This is a genomic window from Modestobacter italicus (assembly GCF_000306785.1).
Classification (GTDB): Bacteria; Actinomycetota; Actinomycetes; order Mycobacteriales; family Geodermatophilaceae; genus Modestobacter; species Modestobacter italicus.
In genome coordinates, this window is record NC_017955.1 from 1 (window position 1) to 18,735 (window position 18,735).

General features: G+C 73.0%; 12 protein-coding genes and 2 tRNA genes. All 14 read left to right on the top strand.

What is annotated here, in order from left to right; genetic code table 11:
* The first annotated feature begins 208 nt into the window (after positions 1–208).
* Entirely contained in the window at positions 209–2,059 is a 1,851-nt protein-coding gene (dnaA, locus tag MODMU_RS00070) for a chromosomal replication initiator protein DnaA (protein ID WP_014738090.1), read from the top strand.
* Positions 2,060–2,665: 606 nt separating this feature from the next.
* Entirely contained in the window at positions 2,666–3,829 is a 1,164-nt protein-coding gene (gene dnaN / locus MODMU_RS00075; RefSeq protein WP_014738092.1) for a DNA polymerase III subunit beta, read from the top strand.
* Positions 3,830–3,952: 123 nt separating this feature from the next.
* Positions 3,953–4,921, top strand: a complete 969-nt coding sequence (gene gnd, locus MODMU_RS00080; protein ID WP_083869622.1) for a phosphogluconate dehydrogenase (NAD(+)-dependent, decarboxylating) — start codon at positions 3,953–3,955, stop codon at positions 4,919–4,921.
* Between the two features lie 32 nt (positions 4,922–4,953).
* Entirely contained in the window at positions 4,954–6,135 is a 1,182-nt protein-coding gene (gene recF, locus MODMU_RS00085) for a DNA replication/repair protein RecF (protein ID WP_014738094.1), read from the top strand.
* Complete coding sequence (locus MODMU_RS00090; protein WP_014738095.1) at positions 6,128–6,628, top strand: DciA family protein; 501 nt, start codon at positions 6,128–6,130, stop codon at positions 6,626–6,628. The genes recF and MODMU_RS00090 overlap by 8 nt, the downstream gene beginning before the upstream one ends.
* A gap of 31 nt (positions 6,629–6,659) precedes the next feature.
* Positions 6,660–7,577, top strand: a complete 918-nt coding sequence (locus MODMU_RS00095; RefSeq protein WP_014738096.1) for a hypothetical protein — start codon at positions 6,660–6,662, stop codon at positions 7,575–7,577.
* 104 nt (positions 7,578–7,681) lie between these two features.
* Positions 7,682–9,364, top strand: coding sequence for an ABC transporter ATP-binding protein (locus tag MODMU_RS00100; protein ID WP_014738097.1), 1,683 nt, complete (start codon positions 7,682–7,684; stop codon positions 9,362–9,364).
* Between the two features lie 133 nt (positions 9,365–9,497).
* Entirely contained in the window at positions 9,498–10,901 is a 1,404-nt protein-coding gene (locus MODMU_RS00105) for an APC family permease (protein ID WP_014738098.1), read from the top strand.
* A 255-nt stretch (positions 10,902–11,156) separates the two neighbouring features.
* The gene (gene gyrB / locus MODMU_RS00110) at positions 11,157–13,193 is read left to right on the top strand and encodes a DNA topoisomerase (ATP-hydrolyzing) subunit B (protein WP_014738099.1); all 2,037 of its coding nucleotides are present in this window, start codon (positions 11,157–11,159) and stop codon (positions 13,191–13,193) included.
* A 112-nt stretch (positions 13,194–13,305) separates the two neighbouring features.
* Positions 13,306–17,034 carry an intein-containing DNA gyrase subunit A gene (gyrA, locus tag MODMU_RS00115; protein WP_014738100.1) on the top strand — a complete coding sequence of 1,243 codons (3,729 nt, stop codon included), beginning with the start codon at positions 13,306–13,308 and terminating at the stop codon, positions 17,032–17,034.
* A gap of 156 nt (positions 17,035–17,190) precedes the next feature.
* Positions 17,191–18,126 carry a DUF3566 domain-containing protein gene (locus MODMU_RS00120; RefSeq protein ID WP_014738102.1) on the top strand — a complete coding sequence of 312 codons (936 nt, stop codon included), beginning with the start codon at positions 17,191–17,193 and terminating at the stop codon, positions 18,124–18,126.
* A gap of 58 nt (positions 18,127–18,184) precedes the next feature.
* Positions 18,185–18,258 (top strand) — tRNA-Ile (locus MODMU_RS00125).
* Between the two features lie 116 nt (positions 18,259–18,374).
* Positions 18,375–18,518 carry a DLW-39 family protein gene (locus MODMU_RS28190; protein WP_014738103.1) on the top strand — a complete coding sequence of 48 codons (144 nt, stop codon included), beginning with the start codon at positions 18,375–18,377 and terminating at the stop codon, positions 18,516–18,518.
* A gap of 43 nt (positions 18,519–18,561) precedes the next feature.
* Positions 18,562–18,634, top strand: a tRNA-Ala gene (locus tag MODMU_RS00130).
* The last annotated feature ends 101 nt before the right edge of the window (positions 18,635–18,735 follow it).

Genomic DNA, 18,735 nt, shown 5'->3' on the forward strand with positions numbered 1-18,735 from the left:
ACGCCGGAACCCAGCACCTGGAGGCCCGGTCCGGGGACCAGGTATCGCCGGGCGTGCACAGACTGTGGACACTCGTGTGGACAGCTCACCTCCGGACGTCCACAGCGGGGGACCGGACGGGGGATCCAGCAGGGCGTCGGCGCACCCGACCGACCTGTGGACGACGACCGCGGAGCGACGACAGAAGGCACGGGAAGGGACACAGTCGATGGCCGACTCCACGGTCGACCTGGCGACGGTCTGGGACCAGATCCGCGAGCGGCTCTCCACCAGCCTGTCCCCGCAGCAGAACGCGTTGCTGAACCTCACCCGCCCGCTCGGGCTGGTCGAGGACACCGCGGTGCTCGCCGCGCCCAACGAGTTCACCCAGACCGTGCTCGAGTCGCGGATGCGGATGCAGCTGGCCGAGGCGCTGTCGGCGGAGTTCGGCCGGGCCATCCGGGTGGCCGTCCAGCTCGAGGACGTGCCCGTGACCCCGTCGGCTGCCCCTCCCTCGCCGGTCCGCCGGGTCGAGGCGCCCGACGACCGCCGCTGGGCCCTCGCCGACCGGGAGCGGCTGGCCCCGGTCAGCCCCGCCCCGGACTGGTCGGCCGACGAGCGGCTGGCCCAGGAGCAGCTCGCCCAGGACCGCCTCGCCCACGACCGCGCCTCGGCCGAGCTCGCCGCCCGCGAGCGGGCCGCCCACGACCGCGCCGCCGAGGACCGGGCCGACCGGGACCGGGTCGACGACGGGCGCAGCGCCTTCGGGGTGCGCACCGACGCCGCCCGGGCCGAGGCGTGGCTGCCCGAGTCCGGCGACGGCCGCGACTGGTCCCGCGGCTCCGCGGCCGAGGAGGGCCCGGGGGAGTGGCAGGCCGCCGACAGCGGTCCCGGTGTCGGGGTGCAGGCCCGGCTCGCGCCGTGGGACCGGGAGTCCGACGACGCCGGCAGCCGCGGCCCGGACACCGACCGCCGACCCGCCGAGCGCGGGAGCCGGGGGCAGGGCGCCGTCCCGCTGTTCGCCGACCGCCGGCCGGCCGGCCTGGACCCGGGCCTGAACGCCAAGTACGTCTTCGACAGCTTCGTGATCGGCAACAGCAACCGGTTCGCCCACGCGGCGGCGGTCGCCGTCGCCGAGGCGCCGGCGCGGGCCTACAACCCGCTGTTCATCTACGGCGACTCCGGGCTGGGCAAGACCCACCTGCTGCACGCCATCGGGCACTACGCGGCCCGGATGTTCCCCAACGTGCGGGTGCGGTACGTCAGCACCGAGGAGTTCACCAACGAGTTCATCAACCTGGTGCACTCCGGCCGGGCCGAGGACTTCCGCCGGCGCTACCGGGACATCGACTTCCTGCTGATCGACGACATCCAGTTCCTGGAGCGCGCCGAGCGGACCCAGGAGGAGTTCTTCCACACCTTCAACACGCTGCACAACGCCAGCAAGCAGATCGTCATCACCTCCGACCGGGCGCCGAAGAAGCTGACGACGCTGGAGGACCGACTGCGGACCCGCTTCGAGTGGGGCCTCATCACCGACGTCCAGGCGCCGGACCTGGAGACCCGGATCGCGATCCTGCGGAAGAAGGCCTGGGGCGAGCGGCTGCAGGCGCCGGACGCCGTCCTGGAGTTCATCGCCAGCAAGGTGCAGACCAACATCCGCGAGCTCGAGGGCGCGCTGATCCGGGTCACCGCCTTCGCCAGCCTGAACAAGCAACCGGTCGACCTCGCGCTGGCCGAGCTGGTGCTCAAGGACCTGATCAGCGACGAGCAGGGCCCGCAGATCACCGCGGCGATCATCATGGCGGCCACCGCGGAGTACTTCTCCGTGACGATGGAGGAGCTGCAGGGCTCCAACCGCAGCCGCACGCTGGTCAACGCCCGGCAGATCGCGATGTACCTGTGCCGGGAGCTGACCGAGCTCTCGCTGCCGCGGATCGGTGCCTCCTTCGGCGGCAAGGACCACACCACGGTCATGCACGCGGTCAAGAAGATCACCGGGCTGATGAGCGAGCGGCGGGCCACCTACACGCAGGTCACCGAGCTCACCGCACGGATCAAGAGCCGCGCCCGCCAGTAGCGGTTGTCCACCGCGCGGTGGTCACCCGTCCGCGTGACATGTCGCCTTGTCCCCAGATCTGTGCACAGGTTGGGGATCACCGCGGCCGTCGACCGTGCGCAGGTCCCGGGCCCGCCGCCGACCGCTCCCTCCGGTGACGGGCCGGGGAGTGCTGCCGGCGACCCCGTCGTCGTCCCCGATGTGTCCACATGTCGACACCGGCGGCGGTGGACACGCGCCCCGGTGCACACGGGGTGGGGACGGACCTGGGCGTGACCAGGGGACCAGGGGTGGAGACGGGCCGGCGACGGTGCACAGCTGTCGAGTTGTCCACGTGTCGACACAGGGAGACGGTCACCTGCCCACAGCGGGCCAACAGGGCTGTTCACGGGTTGACCAGCGCAAAGGGGTCCGATCCCCAGGGTCCACAGCCGTGATGAGGAAGATGAAGTACTTCTCCCAGGGTGTCCTTGAACCACATTCTGGGTGGGGACGCGGCGGCAGAGCAGTGCTCTCAGAAGAGGGGCTGGCCACGCAGGGGGTCCCTCGGGAGAGGATGGGCGCCGCAGCCGCACCGGAGGAGCCGGGGCGGACGAGCAGCGCACGTCGGCAAGGGGTGGGTCTGAGATGAAGTTCCGGGTGGCACGTGAGGTGCTCGCCGAGGCCGTCGCGTGGACGGCGCGCAGCCTGCCGCCGCGCCCTTCGGTGCCGGTGCTCGCCGGGATCCTGCTGGAGGTCGAGGGCAGCCAGCTGTCGGTCTCCGGCTTCGACTACGAGGTCTCGGCCCGGTCCGAGGTCGACGTGCAGGCCAGCGAGGGCGGCCGGACGCTGGTCCCCGGCCGGCTGCTCGCCGAGATCACCCGCGCGCTGCCGCCGCACCCGGTCGACGTCGTCGCCGAGGGCGCCCGGCTCGCCATCTCCTGCGGCAACGCGAAGTTCAGCCTGCCGACCCTGCCGGTCGAGGACTACCCGTCGCTGCCCTCGCTGCCCTCCACCGCGGGGACGGTCGACAGCGACGCCTTCGCCGAGGCGGTCAGCCAGGTGGCGGTGGCGGCCGGCCGCGACGACACCCTGCCGATGCTCACCGGCGTCCGGCTGGAGATCGAGGACGACCTGGTCACCCTCGCCGCCACCGACCGCTACCGGCTGGCGGTGCGCGAGTTCGCGTGGCGGCCGGAGTCCTCCGGGCTCTCCGCCGCCGTCCTGGTGCCGGCCCGCACGCTCGCCGACGCGGCCAAGACGCTGACCAGCGGCCCGGAGGTCACCCTGTCGCTGTCCTCCGGCGGCTCCGGCGAGGGCATCCTGGGCCTGTCGGGCAAGGACCGGCAGACCACCACCCGGCTGCTGGACGCCGAGTTCGTGAAGTACCGGGCGATCATGCCCAGCGAGTCCGCGTCGTTCGCGACGCTGCCGGTCGGGCTGTTCACCGACGCCGCCAAGCGGGTCGCGCTGGTCGCCGAGCGCGGCACGCCGCTGCGCTGCGAGTTCACCCCCGGCCAGGTGACCCTGCGCGCCGGCGGCACCGACGACGAGGGCCAGGCCGAGGAGCGCTGCGACGTCGAGTTCGACGGCGACCCGTTGACCATCGGCTTCAACCCGACGTTCCTGCTCGACGGGCTGGCCGCGGTGCACACCGACCGGGCCCGGATGGACTTCACCACCGCGCTGAAGCCCGCCGTCCTGTCCGGGGTGGCCGAGCCCACCTCCGACGAGGCCGGAGGCGGCGGGAAGCCGGCCGAGCGGGGCGGCAGCTACCGCTACCTGATCATGCCGGTGCGGCTGCCCGGCTGAACGACCAGGCCGGGCCGGGTGTGCGGCGCGGCAGCGGGGCGTGGACGATGAGGTCTCCGGGCCCCGCAGCGCTGCGCGCGCCCACGAGACCCGCCGCGGACGACCGCGGCACACGAGCGAGACATCGAGTCTGAGGAGCAGGACGTGCAGCTGGGGCTGGTCGGGCTGGGCAAGATGGGCGGCAACATGGCCGAGCGCGTGCGCCGCGCCGGTCACGAGGTGATCGGGTACGACCGGTCACCGGGCGCGCGGGACGTCGACAGCCTGCAGGGCCTGGTCGACGCCCTCGAGGCGCCGCGGGTGGTCTGGGTGATGGTCCCGTCCGGTGACCCGACCCGCTCGACCGTGCGCGAGCTCGGTGAGCTGCTGAGCCCCGGCGACGTGGTCGTCGACGGCGGCAACTCCAAGTTCACCGATGACAAGGTCCACGCCGACGAGCTGGCCGAGAAGGGCATCGGCTACGTCGACGCCGGCGTCTCCGGCGGCGTCTGGGGCCTGCAGAACGGCTACGCGCTGATGGTCGGCGGCACCGCCGAGGACGTCGCCAAGGTCCAGCCGGTGTTCGACGCGCTCAAGCCGCCGGCGCCGCACGACGAGCAGGGCAACGAGATGCCCGGCGTCGGCTTCGTGCACGCCGGTCCGGTCGGTGCCGGGCACTTCGCCAAGATGGTCCACAACGGCATCGAGTACGCGATGATGCAGGCCTACGGCGAGGGCTACGAGCTGCTGGCCGCCGTCGACCTGGTGGAGGACGTCCCCGGCGTCATCGCCTCCTGGACCCAGGGCACCGTCATCCGCTCCTGGCTGCTGGACCTGCTGGTCAAGGCGCTGCAGGAGGATCCGGGCCTGGACAAGATCACCGGCTACGCCGAGGACTCCGGCGAGGGCCGGTGGACCGTCGAGCAGGCGATCGAGCACGCCGTCCCGATGCCGGCGATCTCCGCGTCGCTGTTCGCCCGGTTCGCCTCCCGGCAGGACGACTCCCCGACCATGAAGGCCGTCGCCGCGCTGCGGAACCAGTTCGGCGGGCACTCCGTGCAGAGCGTCGACAGCCGGGGCAACAACCCCCCGGTGTCCGAGAAGCCGGCCTGAGGAAGGACCGCTCAGAACGGGGTCGTTGAACGGTGTACCTCCGCCACCTGCAGGTCGGCCAGTTCCGCAGCTGGGAGTCCGCCGACCTGGCGCTGACCCCCGGGCCGACCGTGCTGGTCGGCCGGAACGGGCAGGGCAAGACCAACCTGGTCGAGGCGGTCGGCTACCTGGCCACGCTGGGCAGCCACCGGGTCTCCGCCGACGCACCGCTGGTGCGGCACGGGGCGACCCAGGCGGTGGTGCGGGCGGCGCTGCGCAAGGACGAGCGCGAGCTGCTGGTCGAGGTGGAGATCAACCCCGGCCGGGCCAACCGGGTGCGGGTCAACCGCGCCCCGCTGACCCGGCCGCGGGAGCTCCTCGGGCTGGTCAAGACGGTGCTCTTCGCGCCTGAGGACCTCGCGCTGGTCCGCGGCGACCCGGCCGAGCGCCGCCGGTTCCTCGACGACCTGCTGGTCAGCCGCACCCCGCGGCTGGCCGGCGTGCGCAGCGACTACGACCGGGTGCTCAAGCAGCGCAACGCCCTGCTGAAGACGGCGAAGCTGGCCCGCGGCAACGCGCTGGCCACCCTCGACGTCTGGGACGGGCACCTGACCGAGCTCGGCGGGCAGCTGCTGGCCGCCCGGCTGCGGCTGGTGGCCGACCTGGCGCCCTACGTCGCCGACTCCTACGCCGGGGTGGCCGGCCCCGGCGCCGACCGGGCGGCGCTGGGCTACAGCAGCACCGTCCCGCTGGCCGGCGACGGGTCGCCGGTCGACCCGGCACGGGCCCTGCCCGGGGCCGAGGAGCTCTCCGCGGCGCTGCGCGACCAGGTCGGCGAGCGGCGCAAGGACGAGGTCGACCGGGGCATCACCCTCGTCGGCCCGCACCGCGACGACCTGGTGCTGCACCTGGGCCCGGCACCGGCCAAGGGCTACGCCAGCCACGGCGAGTCCTGGTCGTTCGCGCTCGCGGTCAAGCTGGCCTGCTTCGCGCTGCTGCGGGCCGAGGGCGACGACCCGGTCCTGCTGCTCGACGACGTCTTCGCCGAGCTGGACGCCGGCCGCCGCTCGGCGCTGGCCGAGGTGGCCGGCAGCGCCGAGCAGACGCTGATCACCGCCGCCGTCGCCGAGGACGTGCCGGCGGCGTTGCGCGGCACCCGGGTGCAGGTGGCGGCTGGCACGCTGACGGTGCTGACCGACGACGTGCCGGTGGACCAGGAGGTGCACGGTGGCTGAGGAACGACCCGCTCGCCCCTCGGACATCGCCCGCGCGGCGCTGGAGGCGGCCCGCGCGGCCTCCGCCGCCCGGCCGCAGCCCACCCGCCGGCGGGTCGCCGGCCCGCGCCGCCGCTGGACCGGCCCGGGCCCCGGCGCCGACGACCCCCAGCTGTTCGGCACGCTGGTCGACGCGCTGGTCACCCAGCAGGACTGGACGGCGCGCACGAAGGTGGGCGCGGTCTTCGGCCGCTGGGACACCCTGGTCGGCCCGGACATCGCCGCGCACTGCCGGCCGGAGTCGCTGAACGAGGGCGAGCTGCTGGTGGTGGCCGAGTCCACCGCCTGGGCCACCCAGCTGCGGCTGCTGGCGCCGAGCATCCTGGGCCGGCTGCGGGCCGGCGTCGGCGGGGACGTCGTGACCAAGCTGCGCGTTGTGGGTCCGACGGCACCCAGCTGGAAGAAGGGGCCGCGCACGGTCCGCGGACGCGGACCCCGCGACACCTACGGCTGACCAGCGCACGACAGAGAAGGAGCACCCGGCGATGAGCACCCCGCGCGACCGCGACGGAGACGCGTTCGACGACGGCCGGACCGACGGCCCCGCGGGCTGGCAGGAGCCGGCGCACCTGGGGAGCGGCGCCGGGAAGGACACCCCGGACAGCTGGCAGCCCCCGGGCTGGGACCTCCCCGCCGCCGAGCCCGACCGCCCGGGCACCGAGCCCCCGGCTGCGGCGCAGCAGCCGCAACAGCAGCCGTGGCAGCCGCCGGCGGCCGACCAGCGCACGTCCGACCAGCCGCCCGGTGCCGAGCGGCGCCGCGGGCTCGGCGGGCTCTTCGGCTCCCGGCCCGCGCCGGGCGACGCCCCGGAGCTGCCGATCATGATCCCGCCCGCCGACCCCTGGGGCACCCAGGCCTGGGCGATGAGCGTCGGCTGGGTGCTGTCCGACGGGACCGCCCCCGAGGACGCCGACCTCACCGCGCTGGCGAAGACCGCCCCGGTGCGCCCCGGCAAGGAGGACCGCGCCGGCCACGTCCTCCGGGGCCGCGGGAACGGCCTGGACCTGGCCGCCTTCGACATCGTGTCGCCGTACGGCCGCCAGGAGGTCGTCACCCACGCGGTCACCGCCGCGCCGGTGCTGGGTTCGGTGCCCGCGTTCCGGCTCTCGCCGGCGCGGATGTGGCGGCACGGGGTCGGCGGGCTGGTCCAGGTGCCCAGCCCGGACCCCGAGTTCGAGCGCCGCTGGGTGCTGCTCGCCGCCGAGGACGGTCCGCAGGTGCGCCGGCTGGTCGAGGACCCGGTGGTCCGGCAGCTGCTGCTCGGCAGCGACGACGGCGACGAGCTGTGGTCCGCGCTCGGCTTCGTGGCCGCCGTCCGGCCCGACGCCAACCGGCCGCAGCTGATCGAGCACCACGCCCGGCTGCTGGCCGCGGTCGTGGGCGCCCTGGCGGCCGCAGCCTGACCAGCGACGAGGGCGCCACCGCCGAGCAGCCCCTCCCGTCGGCCGGGCTGCGGGAGCTGCTGCCGCTGCTGCGCCCGCACCGGCGGGCGCTGCTCGGTGCGGCGGTGCTCTCCCTGGTCTCCGCGGCGGCCGCGCTGGCCCAGCCGGCGCTGGTCGGGCAGGTGATCGGCGCGGTCGGCTCCGGCGGGGCCGTGCTGCCCGGCGTCCTCGCGCTGGTCGTCGTCCTGGTCGCGGCGTCCGTGCTCGGCGCCGGCCAGCAGTACCTGCTGCAGCGCACCGCGGAGGGCGTGGTGCTGAGCACCCGCCGGCTGCTCACGGACCGGCTGCTGCGGCTGCCGGTGGCCGAGTACGACCGCCGCCGCACCGGTGACCTGATGTCGCGGGTGGGCTCGGACACCACGCTGCTGCGCGCCACGGTCACCAGCGGCGTCGTGGAGCTCGCCGGCTCGGTCGTCGTCGGCGTCGGTGCGCTGGTGGCGATGGCGCTCGTGGACGCCTGGTTGCTGCTGGTCACCGTGGTCGCGGTCGGCGTCGGGGTGACCACCGCGGTGCTCGCCTCGCGCCGGGTGCGGACGCTGTCCCGGCAGGCGCAGGAGCAGGTCGGGGCGATGAGCGCCGCGGTGGAACGGGCGCTGTCCGCCGTCCGGACCATCCGGGCCAGCGGGGCGACCGAGCGGGAGGTGGCCACCGTCGGGGTGAGCGCCGAGCGCGCGTTCACCGCCGGCGTCCAGGTCGCCCGGTTGCAGGCCCTGGTCTCCCCGCTCGGGTCGATCGCGGTGCAGGGCGCCTTCCTGGCCGTCCTCGGCCTCGGCGGCTACCGGGTGGCGACCGGCTCGATCGCCGTCGCCGACCTGGTCTCCTTCATCCTCTACCTGTTCCTGCTGGTCATGCCGCTGGGGCAGCTGATCGGCTCCTACACCCAGCTGCAGACCGGGCTGGGCGCGCTGGCCCGGGTGCAGGAGGTGCTCGCGCTCGAGCCGGAGCACGACGACGTGCCCGAGCGGCCCGCGGCCGGCGGCGCGGTGGCGGTGCTGCGCACCCCGCGGGCCGGGGACCCGGTGCCGCTGCTCGAGCTGGACGGGGTCGGCTTCGGCTACCCGGACGGGACGCCGGTGCTGCGCGGGGTGTCCTTCGCCGTCCCGGCCGGCAGCCGCACCGCGCTCGTCGGCCCGTCCGGGGCCGGCAAGTCCACCGTGCTGGCCCTGGTCGAGGGCTTCTACCCGCTGCTCGAGGGGTCGGTCCGCTGGGCCGGCACCGACGTGCGCGAGCTGCCCCGGGCCGCGCTGCGCGCCCGGATGGGCTACGTCGAGCAGGAGGCGCCGGTGCTGGCCGGCACCGTGCGGGAGAACCTGACGCTGGCCGCCCCCGACGCCGGCGACGACCGGCTGTGGCAGGCGCTCGCCGACGTCGGGCTGACCGGGGTGGTGCGCCGCTCGCCCCGCGGCCTGGACGTCGCCGTGGGGGACGACGGGGTCCTGCTCTCCGGCGGGGAGCGGCAGCGGCTGGCCATCGCGCGCTCGCTGCTCTCGCGCCCGGCGCTGCTGCTGCTGGACGAGCCGACGGCCAGCCTGGACGCCCGCAACGAGGGCCTGCTGCGGGACACCCTCGCCGCGGCGGCCGCCGACCGGGCGCTGCTGGTCGTCGCCCACCGGCTGTCCACCGTCATCGACAGCGACCAGATCGTCGTCCTGGACGGCGGCCGGGTGGTGGCCGTCGGCACCCACGACGAGCTGGTGGACAGCAGCCCGCTCTACCGCGAGCTCGCCACCGCCCAGCTCCTCGTCTAGCGACGCCCCGTTCCACCGAAAGCACGCCTTTGGCGGAAGCAGGGCAGCTGTTCCACGTGGAACGGCACCCGGTCCGGGTCGACAGGCCACCCGGCGCACAGCACGATCACTGCCAACCCCCAGGGAGGCACCGATGGCGGACACCGTGCGCACCGAGACCGGCCAGCCGAGCCTCAAGCGGGTGATGGGCCCGGGGCTGCTCCTGCTGTTCATCGTCGGCGACATCCTGGGCACCGGGATCTACGCGCTGACCGGCCAGGTCGCCGCCCAGGTGGGCGGTGTGGTGTGGCTGCCGTTCGTGGTCGCCTTCCTGGTCGCGCTGGTCACCGCCTTCAGCTACCTGGAGCTGGTCACCAAGTACCCGCAGGCGGCGGGCGCGGCGCTGTACACGCACAAGGCGTTCGGCATCCACTTCGTCACGTTCCTGGTCGCCTTCACCGTGATGAGCTCGGGCATCACCTCGGCGTCCACCGCGGCCCGGGCGTTCAGCGCCAACGCCGCCGAGGTGTTCGGCCTGGGGATCTCCGACGGCATCGGGATCACGCTGATCGGGCTGGCCTTCATGGGTCTGGTCGCGCTGGTCAACCACCGCGGCGTCGGCGAGAGCGTGAAGGCCAACGTCGTGCTCACCTGCGTGGAGCTGACCGGCCTGCTCATCGTGATCGGCGTCGGCCTGTGGGCGCTGGGCGTCGGCGAGGGCGACTTCTCCCGGGTCACCGAGATCGAGACCGGCGACCGGTCCCTGGTCGGCGGGGTGATCGCCGCGACCGGGCTGGCGTTCTTCGCGATGGTCGGCTTCGAGGACTCGGTCAACATGGCCGAGGAGTGCCACGAGCCCAAGCGGATCTTCCCCAAGGTGCTGCTCGCCGGGCTGCTGGCCACCGGCCTGATCTACGTGCTGGTGTCGGTCTCGGCGATCGCGCTGGTGCCGGCCGACGCGCTCAGCCAGGGCGACACCCCGCTGCTGCAGGTGGTCGAGGCCGGGGCGCCGGGCTTCCCGCTCGGCGTCTTCGGGGTCATCACGATGTTCGCCGTCGCCAACTCGGCGCTGATCAACATGCTGATGGCCAGCCGGCTGGTCTACGGGATGAGCAACCAGGGCGTGCTCCCGCCGCTGCTGGGCAAGGTGCACCCCACCCGCCGGACGCCCACCACGGCGATCCTGTTCACCACCGCGCTGGCGTTCGGCCTGATCACCTTCGTCGGCGCGGTCCCCGCGCTGGGCGGGACGACGGCGCTGCTGCTGCTCGGCGTCTTCACCGTGGTGAACATCGCGGTACTGGTGCTCCGCAAGGACGAGGTGGACGGCGACCACTTCCGCACCCCGACGGTGCTGCCGGTGATCGGTGCGCTGGCCTGCGGGTTCCTGGCCACGCCCTGGGCCGGCCGGCCCTCGGAGCAGTACCGGATCGCCGGCATCCTGCTCGGCATCGGGGTGCTGCTCTGGGTGGTCACCGTGCTCGTGCAGCGGCGCACCGGCCAGGCGGCGCCCCCGCTGGACCCGGACCGGTTCACCAAGGGCGGCCCGGTCAACTGAAGAAGGACCCCCGTAGGGGCCGGTAGCGCGTTCGAGGACGGCGTGTCGACCCGGGGGCCGACACAGGTGGTACCAGATGTGCCGGGAGGGGCTCTCACGCGACGTCAGGGCGTGGACGGCGGGTCCTGGGCGCGCCGACCCGGTACTCTGGAGGGGACACACCCCCAGCAGCCCCCTGAGAGCCGTCCTGCGCCGGTCGACGTCTGAGTCGACGTGGTCGCCCGGCTGACCGGTTGCGCAAGAGAAGGGCCCCACGTGGTCGCAGCGCCCCAGAACGAGACCGCCTACTCCGGCAGCTCCATCACCGTGCTCGAGGGCCTGGAGGCGGTCCGCAAGCGCCCCGGCATGTACATCGGCTCGACCGGCGAGCGCGGCCTGCACCACATGGTGTGGGAGGTCGTGGACAACGCCGTCGACGAGCACCTGGCCGGCTGGTGCGACACCGTGCGGGTCACGCTGCTGGCCGACGGCGGCGTCCGGGTCGAGGACAACGGCCGCGGCATCCCGGTCGACATGCACCCGGTCGAGAAGCGCCCGACCGTCGAGGTCGTGCTCACGATCCTGCACGCCGGCGGCAAGTTCGACGGCAAGAGCTACGGCGTCTCCGGTGGTCTGCACGGCGTCGGCGTCACGGTGGTCAACGCGCTGTCCACCGCGCTGGACGTGACCATCTGGACCAAGGGCACCGAGTGGCACCAGCACTACACCGAGGCCAAGCCCGGGAAGCTGGACGAGATCGGCCCGACCGACAAGCGCGGCACGGCGATCACCTTCTGGGCCGACCCGTCGATCTTCGAGACGACGACCTTCTCCTTCGACACGATCAGCCGCCGGCTGCAGGAGATGGCCTTCCTCAACAAGGGCCTGACCATCGTGCTGCGCGACGAGCGCCCGGGTCAGGGCAAGGCCGACACCGGCCTGGCCGAGGAGACCTCGATCGTCGAGGAGGCGCCGGCCCCCGGTCACGAGGACGAGGCGTTCGAGCCGACCGAGGTCACCTACGTCTACGAGAGCGGCCTGGTCGACTACGTCACCTACATCAACCGCCGCAAGAGCGCGATCCACCGGTCGGTCATCAGCTTCTCCGCCGACGGCGTGGGCAAGAACGACACCGCGATGTCCCTCGAGGTCGCGATGCAGTGGTCGGACGCCTACTCCGAGTCGGTGCACACCTTCGCCAACATCATCAACACCCACGAGGGCGGCACGCACGAGGAGGGCTTCCGGGCGGCGCTCACCTCGATCGTCAACCGGTACGCCAAGGAGAAGGGCATCCTCAAGGCCAAGGACGACGCCCTGACCGGCGACGACATCCGTGAGGGCCTGGCCGCGATCGTCTCGGTGAAGCTCGGCGACCCGCAGTTCGAGGGCCAGACGAAGACCAAGCTCGGCAACACCGAGGTCAAGGGCTTCGTGCAGAAGGTCTGCAACGACCAGATCGGGCACTGGTTCGAGGCCAACCCGGCCGAGGCCAAGGTCATCATCACCAAGGCCGCCTCGGCCGCCCGCGCCCGCCGGGCCGCGCAGGACGCCCGCAAGCTGGCCCGCAAGAGCCTGCTGTCGGTCAGCGGCCTGCCCGGCAAGCTGTCGGACTGCCGCTCGACCGACCCGCGCAACTCCGAGGTCTACATCGTCGAGGGCGACTCGGCCGGTGGCTCGGCGAAGTCCGGCCGCGACTCGATGTACCAGGCGATCCTGCCCATCCGCGGCAAGATCATCAACGTCGAGAAGGCGCGCATCGACCGGGTGCTGAAGAACACCGAGGTCCAGTCGATGATCACCGCGTTCGGCACCGGCATCCACGACGAGTTCGACCTCGCCAAGCTCCGCTATCACAAGATCATCCTGATGGCGGACGCCGACGTCGACGGCCAGCACATCACCACGCTGCTGCTGACGCTGCTGTTCCGCTTCATGCGCCCGCTGGTCGAGGCCGGCCACGTCTACCTGGCGGCCCCTCCGCTGTACAAGATCAAGTGGGGCGGCAAGGTCGGCATCGAGTACGCCTACTCCGACCGCGAGCGCGACGCGCTGCTCAAGGCCGGCGCCGAGGCGGGTCGCAAGATCCCCAAGGACGACGGCATCCAGCGGTTCAAGGGCCTCGGCGAGATGGACGCCAAGGAGCTGTGGGAGACCACCATGGACCCCGACACCCGGATCCTGCGCCAGGTCACCCTCGACGACGCCGCCGCCGCCGACGAGCTGTTCAGCGTGCTGATGGGCGAGGACGTCGAGGCCCGGCGCAGCTTCATCACCCGCAACGCCAAGGACGTCCGCTTCCTCGACGTGTAGGACCCCGCTGGGCCCCGTCACTGCAGGCTCGTGACGGCGCCCAGCGGAGCCGTTCCAGCACCTCACCAGGGCACTTGTCCCCTGCTGTGCATCGACTTGTGGAGAAACAGACGTGACAGAGACCCCCAGCCGCGACCGCGTCGAGCCGGTGGACCTGCAGTACGAGATGCAGCGCAGCTACATCGACTACGCGATGTCGGTCATCGTCGGCCGGGCGCTGCCCGAGGTGCGCGACGGCCTCAAGCCCGTCCACCGCCGGGTGCTCTACGCCATGTACGACCAGGGCTTCCGCCCCGACCGGGCCACCGTCAAGTGCGCCCGCGTCGTCGGCGAGGTCATGGGCAACTACCACCCGCACGGCGACTCGGCGATCTACGACGCCCTCGTGCGGCTGGCCCAGCCCTGGTCCATGCGCTACCCGCTGATCGACGGCCAGGGCAACTTCGGCTCCCCGGGCAACGACCCGGCCGCGGCCATGCGGTACTGCATCACCGGCGACACGTTGGTCCGCACGGTCGAGGGCACGGTCACGCTGGACGAGCTGGCCGAGGGCATGGCCCCGGACAGCGAGCGCGAGCTCGGCCTGAAGGTGCTCGACCGCAACGGCGACCCGGTGGTGGCCAGCAAGGTCTTCCACTCGGGCGTCCACCCGGTCAAGAAGCTGACCACGACCGGCGGCTTCGAGCTGACCGGTACCGGCCACCACCCCGTCCTCTGCCTGGTCAGCCTCCTGGGCGTCCCCACGCTGCTGTGGAAGCTGCTGGACGAGATCGAGCCGGGCGACCGCGTCGTGCTGCAGCGCCAGCCGCGCGAGGAGCTCGCCGTCCCCTCGACCGGTGACGACGACGCCGCGCTGCTGGCCGGCGCCTTCGTCAGCGAGGGCTGGGTCTCCGACCGGCGTGCGGGCTTCAACAACGTGGACGGCGAGTTCTTCGCTGACGTCCTCGCCGCCTTCGACCGCCACGTGGGCGGTCCGCGGTACACCTCGACCCGGGTCATCGCCTCGGGCAGCCTGCTGCACGAGCTCGACGTCCAGGACCTCACGGCCCTCCGCCGTACCGACCTCGGCGACATGGTCGGTCAGCGCAGTGCGGCCAAGCAGGTGCCGGCGTTCATCTGGCAGTCGACGACGGGCACGCGCCGGGTCTTCCTGCAGGCCCTGTTCGAGGGCGACGGCTCGTCGTCCCTGCTGGCCCGCAACACCATCCAGGTCAGCTACTCCACCCGCAGCGACCGGCTGGCCCGAGAGGTCCAGCAGCTGCTGCTGGAGTTCGGCGTCGTCTCCTCGCTCTGCCGGAACGCCAACGGTGAGATCAAGGTCGTCATCAGCAACCGACGTGACGCCCGGCTGTTCGCGGCCAACGTCGGCTTCCTCGGTCGCAAGCAGGACAAGCTGCAGGCCGAGCTGGCGCAGGTGCCGGCCACGTCGACGGCCATGTCCGCCGACCACGTGCCGTTCGTCGCCGACTTCCTGCGCGCTGCGGGCGCCGAGCGGTGGACCGAGCGGGACTGGCTGCGCCGGCACAACGTCGACCGGATCGAGCGCTGGGAGCGGGACCGCGAGCTGATCGAGGCCCGCATCACCAACGCGGAGGCGCTGGAGGTCGTGGCGCCGCTGGTCGACGGTCGGTTCCACTACGCCGAGGTCGCCACGGTCGAGGACGCCGGCACGGCCCCGGTCTTCTCCCTCAAGGTGGAGACCGACGACCACGCCTTCCTCACCAACGGCTTCGTCAGCCACAACACCGAGGCCCGGCTGACGCCGCTGGCCATGGAGATGCTCCGGGACATCGACGAGGAGACCGTCGACTTCCAGCCGAACTACGACGGCACCAAGCAGGAGCCGCTGGTCCTGCCCGGACGCTTCCCGAACCTGCTGGTCAACGGCTCGGCCGGGATCGCGGTCGGGATGGCGACGAACATGCCGCCGCACAACCTGCGCGAGGTCGCCGACGCCGTCTTCTGGGTGCTCGACCACCCCGAGGCGGAGGCCGAGGAGGCCCTGACCGCGTGCATGGAGCGGGTCAAGGGCCCGGACTTCCCGACCCACGGCCTGATCGTCGGCCGCGAGGGCATCGAGGACGCCTACCGCACCGGCCGCGGCTCGGTCCGGATGCGCGCGGTCGTCACCGTCGAGGAGGACTCCCGGGGCCGGGTGCAGCTCGTCGTCACCGAGCTGCCCTACCAGGTCAACCCGGACAACCTCGCCGAGGCGATCGCCGACGGCGTCCGCGACGGCCGGCTGCAGGGCATCTCCGAGATCGCCGACGAGTCCAGCGACCGGGTCGGCCGCCGGCTGGTCATCACGCTGCGCCGCGACGCCGTCGCCAAGGTGGTGCTGAACAACCTCTACAAGCACACCCAGCTGCAGACGACGTTCGGCTGCAACATGCTGTCCATCGTCGACGGCGTCCCGCGGACGCTGCGGCTGGACGAGCTCGTCCGGTTCTGGGTGGCCCACCAGGTCGAGGTCATCGTCCGGCGCACCCGGTACCGGCTGCGCAAGGCCGAGGAGCGCGCGCACATCCTGCGCGGCTACGCCAAGGCCCTGGACCAGCTCGACGCGGTCATCGCCCTCATCCGGGCCAGCGAGTCGGCCGAGGCCGCCCGCACCGGCCTGATGGAGCTGCTGGACGTCGACGAGATCCAGGCGGTGTCGATCCTCGACCTGCAGCTGCGCCGGCTGGCCGCCCTGGAGCGGCAGCGGATCCTCGACGAGCTGGCCGAGATCGAGGCCCGCATCGCCGACCTCCAGGCGATCCTGGACTCCCCCGAGCGGCAGCGGCAGATCATCCGCGACGAGCTGGCCGAGATCGTCGAGAAGTACGGCGACGACCGGCGCACCCAGTTCGTGGCCAACGACGGTGACGTGTCCATGGAGGACCTCATCGCTGAGGAGCAGGTGGTCGTCACGATCACCCGCACCGGCTACGCCAAGCGCACCAAGGCCGACCTGTACCGCTCCCAGCGGCGCGGCGGCAAGGGCGTCATGGGGGCCCAGCTCAAGCAGGACGACCTGGTCCAGCAGTTCTTCGTGGGCTCCACCCACGACTGGATCCTGTTCTTCACCAACAAGGGCCGGGTCTACCGGGCCAAGGCCTACGAGCTGCCGGAGGCCGCCCGCACCGCCCGCGGGGCGCACGTGGCCAACATCCTGGCCTTCCAGCCGGACGAGAAGATCGCCCAGGTCATCCAGATCAAGGACTACACGGTCGCGCCGTACCTGGTGCTGGCCACCGCGCGCGGGCAGGTGAAGAAGACCCGGCTGACCGACTTCGACTCCCCCCGCACCGGCGGCGTCATCGCGATCAACCTGCGCGAGGACGACGAGCTGGTGGGCGCCACGCTGATCGACCCGGAGCAGAACCTGCTGCTGGTCACCCGCAAGGCGATGTCGATCTGCTTCAAGGCCGACGACGCCCAGCTGCGCCCGATGGGCCGGGCCACCGAGGGCGTGCGCGGCATCTCGCTGGCCGACGACGACCAGCTGCTGTCGATGATCGTGGTCACCGAGGGCGTCGACGTCCTGGTCGCGACGGAGGGCGGCTACGCCAAGCGCACCGGCATCGAGCACTACCCGGAGCAGAACCGTGGTGGCAAGGGCGTGCTCACCGCCGACCCGAAGGCCCGCAAGGGCGCGCTGGTCGGTGCGCTGTCGGTGGTGCTCGGCGACGAGTTGTACGCGATCACCTCCGGCGGCGGCGTGATCCGGACCCCGGTGAACGGCGTCCGGCACACCCGCGACCGCGCCACCATGGGTGTCAAGCTCATGAACTTGCCTGAGGACGTGTCGATCGTGGCTATCGCGCGTACGACGGACAACGACGAGCCCGACGCCTAGTCTGGGGCGGATGCCAGACCCCGGTGGCGGACGACGTCGTCCGCGCTCGGAGCTGCGCGACGACCACGGCAGTGACCGGTCCACCGCCTGCGCACCAGGCGGTGGACCGGTGGGTGCAGCGACGCGGCCGAGGCCGCTGGGGGACAGGAGACCAGGATGAGCGACCGAGGGCGCAGCTCGGTGCGTACCGGGACCCGGAGCGGGTCCGGCACGTCCGACGGGGTCCCGGAGGCCGCTGCCCCGGACGACGCCCCGCGCGACCGGCAGGACGGCGGGTCCCCGGCCGGCGCGACCGCCGTCGGCTCGCCGGCCGGCGCACGGGCGGACCGGTCCCCGGCTGCCGCCGCGTCGACGGAGAACCCGGACGCGACCGTGCGGGCGCGGATCCCCGACGGCCCGGCCGCCGAGCCCGCGGCGACGCCGGCGAAGGCCCCCGCCACCGGCACGGACACCCCGGCCCCGCCGGCGGCCCACCCGGTCACGCCGCTGGGCCCCTCGGCGAACCCGGCGAACGCCGCGCCGCCGGTCACCGGCACCAACCGCGCCGTCCGCGCCGGCGGCCCGCTGCCGGTGGACGCCACCCAGGCGGTCACCGTCCCCCCGGCCGCCGCCCGGCCGGCGGACGCCCCGTCCCGTCCCGCGGCCGCCCGCACCCCGGACGCCGAGCGGCCGGCCGCGGAGGCGACCGGCCGGACCGGCAAGGTGCGCGGCGTGAGCCGCGGCCCGCGGCGGGCGCGGCTCCAGCTGCGGCACGTGGACACCTGGTCGGCGCTGAAGATCTCGCTGGTCGTGTCGATCGCGCTGTTCTTCGTGTGGATGATCGCCGTCGCTGTGCTCTACGGCGTGCTCGGTGGCCTGGGCGTCTTCGACACCCTCAACGACCTCATCGGGCAGCTGAGCAGCTCCTCCGGCGAGGCGGCCGGCACGGGTGGCGACGTCATCTCCGGCACGGTCGTCTTCGGCGGCGCCGCGGTGATCGGTGCGGTGAACATCGTGCTGCTGACCGCGCTGTGCACCGTGGCGGCGTTCGTCTACAACCTGTGCTCGGACCTGGTCGGTGGCCTCGAGGTCACCCTGGCCGAGCGGGACTGAGGAAGGACCCCCCTGCCTGGCGGGCCCGTCCCGCCAGGTAAGCTCTTCCACGGTCCACGGGCCTGTAGCTCAGGCGGTTAGAGCGCATCCCTGATAAGGATGAGGCCGGAGGTTCAAGTCCTCCCAGGCCCACCCGTGCACCGACGGCGGGCGGCCGGCACCCCTCGCGGGGGCCGGTCTCCCGCACCCGGACGCCCGCAGCGGTCACCCTGAGCCGCGACGGTCACCACCGATCGAGGAGGTCCCGCGTGCTGAAGAAGCTGGCGATGGCAGCACTGGCGGCCAGCGCCGTGGTCGCCGTCCGCAAGCGCGCCGCCGGCAAGGGCGAGGCCGACCTGTGGGCCGAGGCCACCAGCGGGCCCGACGCCGTCAGCACGCCCCGCACGTCCTGACCAGCACCGCCTGAACCGGCGGCGCGGCCCGGCCGCGCTGCTCGGGGACGTAGCTCAATTGGCAGAGCACCGCCTTTGCAAGGCGGGGGTTAGGGGTTCGATTCCCCTCGTCTCCACTCCTCCGACCTGCGGACCCGCGTGGCCCGTGCCCTGGCGGTCTCCCTCGGTGCGGTCGCCGTCGAGGCCCTGGCCACCGAGAATGCCCGGGGGCGCATCG